Source organism: Bacillus sp. L_1B0_5, from assembly GCF_000836715.1.
Taxonomy (GTDB): domain Bacteria; phylum Bacillota; class Bacilli; order Bacillales; family Bacillaceae_G; genus Bacillus_A; species Bacillus_A thuringiensis_S.
Genome location: NZ_JXIS01000230.1, coordinates 1 through 2,102 on the forward strand (window position 1 = coordinate 1; position 2,102 = coordinate 2,102).

Here is a 2,102-nt window from a genome sequence, read left to right on the forward strand (position 1 = left end):
TTATTTTAGTTTTGCAACACCCTCAAGTTACATTTTGACTCTTTATTAGCTGTAAGGTTTTAATCAATAAACATTGTTTCTTGTACAGTTTGAATCAATTGTCTATTATATAACGCTTAATATCCCTTTATACTATAAAAGGATTCCACTCTAGCTCTATACTATTTTATGCAATATTGCTTGCATAAAATAGTATAGAGCTTCTGTGTCCGATTTTGGGTTAACAATTTACTTTCTTCAAGCCATCCCTTGTAACTTCATATATTCCTTTTTTATTAAAGCCTACGCGTTTATTATGATCTAAATTTACGAATGTTACTCTCGCCACCATCTAGATGCGAAAGTTCAATATAGGTGCCTACTTTTAGTGGGGCCATTTTCGATTCATCATTTTTTCATATATTCCTATATATTTATTTGCTATGTACTAACCTGATGTATCCTCTACTTTAATACTTGCATACGTACTGTCAAAATAATTGTGTGGTTTACCTGCTTTCATATTAATTTGCAATGCTTCTATTGACTTACTAAAATGTACTTTCACAAATATAAAATCCTCTATAGCTTTCATCAACTATGTAAATTTATCTCCTTTTAAAATGCATGTAGATTCATGTTTGATTTTCACCTTTGTTCCAAAGCATAATCAAATATATCCGCTTTTTGTCTAACATTCTTCTTCTATATCCATTTTTTTACATACTTCTCTTATATCTTGTCCATTACCAGCCCATTCTTCTTGGAACAGCATTTTTCCGTAGTTGAATATAACGTTTGGAACCGGAAAATCCATTATCCCAATAAGTTTCCATTGACTTTTTTGATACATCTTTTAACCAATTTCCAAATTTTAAGACCCATTTCTTCTCATCAAAATCACTTTGTTGTTTAAATTTAGCATATCCACCAGCTTCTCTCCTCTGGTTTTAGTTATGTACAGACAAATATGTATCTGCACTTCATGCTTGCACAAAACATCTTATTTATTTTCTGAATTTTCAGTATTATATACCCTTATCAGGAATAATTCACCTTATTTCTGATAAGGGTATATAATTAAATTAGGCCTTTATTTTATTGCAAAGCGTAATATATAGCATAGTATGAAGTAAGTTTAACAAATATAGTAAACAAGGAGGATGAGATGAATGAAGTATTCGTTTGATGTTTCAATTGATATACCACCACGACATACTGCAGTTATTAATTTTTATGCCAGTGAAAGTAGTGGGCGGTATCGTTTGATTCTTAGGGATTTCGTGTACAATGGAGAGAATCAAATCATTCTCTATTCACGCACCTTTGAATTGAGCGAAAAATCAGATTTCATTAAGGTTTTCTACGAATAATTTAACATATTATATATTTATATAGAAATGAGGTGATATTTATGTTTACCTTTACTTTCGAAGTTGAAGTGCCCCCAGTTGGCGGATTAATACAGTTACTTGATTCTTCAGGGCTAATTTTATTTAAAAAATCTTTGATTAATGGAACTGAATATACTGCGTTACACAAAGAGAGTGTTTCTACAACTTATGAGGTTTCTCAGATTAGATATTATTATTTTGATGAATAAACTTGTTATGAGAAATTAGGTTTTAGTGCAAAAACTTCAAGAGAATTTCAAGGAATCTATAAATCTTTGAACTGTTGATAGTATGATTCAAGCAGGCATGTGTGATTAGAGGGTGTTGCAAAATAATTAGCCCTTTGAAATTATATCCTGCAAGGGATCCTAGTTTAAAAAGAACCTTTTTTTATAGATTGTGATTTGTTCAATACCTTATATATCAAAAAGTCTAATTCCTGACTAAAGTCAATTACTTTTTTATGACTCAGTCCATATTTTATAACAAGCCGAATTAACTCTTCTTTCCGAGTTTCTATTTTGTCATGTAACAATTTACTATCCATTTACAATAGATGTCTTGCTATTTATAAATTTTACTTCACCAATACTTTATGTCTTTATTCCTTTTCTTTAACACGTTTCATTGCACATCAAAATTTATATTGGTTAAAATTATGTATCTAGTATTTTTCATATTCTCTGTACTTATCTCTATATTTTTGATGGTGTTGCAAAACTCATAAAT

Annotated in this window: 4 protein-coding genes; 1 reads left to right on the forward strand and 3 read right to left on the reverse strand. The window is 29.8% G+C overall.

Features of this window, described 5'->3' with window-relative positions; genetic code table 11:
• Window positions 1-427: 427 nt before the first annotated feature.
• Together RT27_RS36015 and RT27_RS36020 are read right to left on the reverse strand one after the other, a co-directional pair.
• Complete coding sequence (locus tag RT27_RS36015; protein ID WP_231583612.1) at window positions 428-574, reverse strand: putative mucin/carbohydrate-binding domain-containing protein; 147 nt, start codon at window positions 572-574, stop codon at window positions 428-430.
• Window positions 575-670: 96 nt separating this feature from the next.
• Window positions 671-832, reverse strand: a complete 162-nt coding sequence (locus RT27_RS36020) for a hypothetical protein (RefSeq protein WP_231577729.1) — start codon at window positions 830-832, stop codon at window positions 671-673.
• Window positions 833-1,393: 561 nt separating this feature from the next.
• Here RT27_RS36020 and RT27_RS32060 point away from each other — a divergent pair.
• The gene (locus RT27_RS32060) at window positions 1,394-1,582 is read left to right on the forward strand and encodes a hypothetical protein (protein WP_043939459.1); all 189 of its coding nucleotides are present in this window, start codon (window positions 1,394-1,396) and stop codon (window positions 1,580-1,582) included.
• Between the two features lie 164 nt (window positions 1,583-1,746).
• Here the strand turns inward: RT27_RS32060 and RT27_RS34720 are convergent, their stop codons facing one another.
• Window positions 1,747-1,920: an aspartyl-phosphate phosphatase Spo0E family protein gene (locus RT27_RS34720; RefSeq protein ID WP_082045019.1), complete on the reverse strand. Its 174-nt coding sequence runs from the start codon at window positions 1,918-1,920 to the stop codon at window positions 1,747-1,749.
• Between the last annotated feature and the right edge of the window lie 182 nt (window positions 1,921-2,102).

Bases quoted from the DNA above. Each gene is read 5' to 3' on its own strand.
- RT27_RS36015 (WP_231583612.1), bottom strand. From the start codon at position 574: ATGAAAGCTATAGAGGATTTTATATTTGTGAAAGTACATTTTAGTAAG.
- RT27_RS36020 (WP_231577729.1), bottom strand. From the start codon at position 832: ATGTATCAAAAAAGTCAATGGAAACTTATTGGGATAATGGATTTTCCG.
- RT27_RS32060 (WP_043939459.1), top strand. From the start codon at position 1,394: ATGTTTACCTTTACTTTCGAAGTTGAAGTGCCCCCAGTTGGCGGATTA.
- RT27_RS34720 (WP_082045019.1), bottom strand. From the start codon at position 1,920: ATGGATAGTAAATTGTTACATGACAAAATAGAAACTCGGAAAGAAGAG.